Genomic DNA, 1,446 nt, shown 5'->3' with positions numbered 1-1,446 from the left:
ATACATGACTTATGAGAGCACTTTTGATAGTCCTTCCCTGCCCCTCTCAAAATGTATACTTTTTGATAAACGACTGGTCCGTTTTACATTGGTACTCTAAAAAAGTCCATTTTACATAGTATCTTGCTATTTAGTGTACTGGCTTATAGGTAGTCCATTTTAGGTATACCCAAAATGGACTAATAATACTTTACTGTGGCCTCACGCCTTGCAATAAACTAGAGTATTTAATGAAGATAATATGTTTAAAGATTTAACAAAAGGACCGTATTTATGGATGAATCAACAAGTGAGCCCCTGACAAAATTTAATTCTCTTAAACAAGCCCTTTTTCAGGATAAAAAAGGAATAAAATTATACAGAAATGATTTTATTAATTCATGTATTTCATATGCTGACGCCCTTAGAGTTAGAGAAAAGCCTGATGTAGATTCTATGGGGAAGAAAATTTTAGAGGACTGTGGAAAATTAAAGGCAATACGTGATCATTTGTGCAACTGGGTATTACTAGAGAGTGCAATAAGTGATGAAAATATTTTTTCTGACGCTTTAGTTAGCGTGCTTGAAAAGCTTAGAGAGCTTAAATCAAGGCCGCCAGAAGTTAGTAATTGGCAAGATTCTTGGTTTGATGCCCATTCTGTATTTGTATATGAATCTTTCCTATATATTATAGCGGCTCTGGTGAAGTCAGAAGCATATGGAGTATTACACGAAATCTATACTTCACACTACTTATTACCCAAATCTGATCAAATTGAACAGACTTTGTTTGATAAATTTGACGGTTTTGGTTTTTATGGATGTTCAGAAACATTAAATTCAGTTTTAGCTCCAGAAAATAAATCACTTAGGTCACCAGAAGCTGAGCTTATAAAAAGGCAGGCAGATCATAAAGATATTAACTTTTCAGATATTAGGCAAGCTGATCTTTTAAGCCTATTAATGTCACTTATTATACCTGGTACTAAATGGTGTCCATCAACTTTATACTACTCAAACCCTAGAGATAAATACAATTTTTTTCTAAAGGCGACTCTACATAAAAATTTTTTAAAGTTAGCAAAAATTACTGGAATAAAAACTGCGAATGAGTTGAGAACTAAAGCTAAACAAGGTTATGAGCGTCTTAATGTTAATGAGTGGAGAATTTCTTCTTATTCAAGCTTATGGTCTTTGATGCAAATGGAAGAGTTAGACACTTTGAAATGAGTAAATAAAAGAAATGGCTGACGTAATGTCAGCCTATTAATAATAAACTCGCAAAATATTCCTCAACGTTGTTTATTGGTTAATAATCATTCTTCTTTTACTAGTCCATTATAGGTGTACCCTAAATGGACTAGTCAATTATCTAGATCTGCCTTGATATTCCGTCGGTTACCCTCTGTATTCATATAGGTCTCACACCAGAAACAAGCTAGAAGGATCAGTAACAGATTGCACAAA

Annotated in this window: 1 protein-coding gene; it reads left to right on the top strand. The window is 33.5% G+C overall.

Annotation, left to right across the window (positions count from 1 at the left end):
• Window positions 1–273 precede the first annotated feature (273 nt).
• Window positions 274–1,209 (top strand): hypothetical protein, encoded by a 936-nt coding sequence (locus F607_RS0127045; RefSeq protein ID WP_027710474.1) that lies wholly within the window; start codon window positions 274–276, stop codon window positions 1,207–1,209.
• The last annotated feature ends 237 nt before the right edge of the window (window positions 1,210–1,446 follow it).

It is taken from the genome of Zooshikella ganghwensis DSM 15267, from assembly GCF_000428585.1.
In the GTDB taxonomy this organism is placed as follows: Bacteria; Pseudomonadota; Gammaproteobacteria; order Pseudomonadales; family Zooshikellaceae; genus Zooshikella; species Zooshikella ganghwensis.
This window is presented reverse-complemented; position numbering and strand designations above follow the sequence as displayed.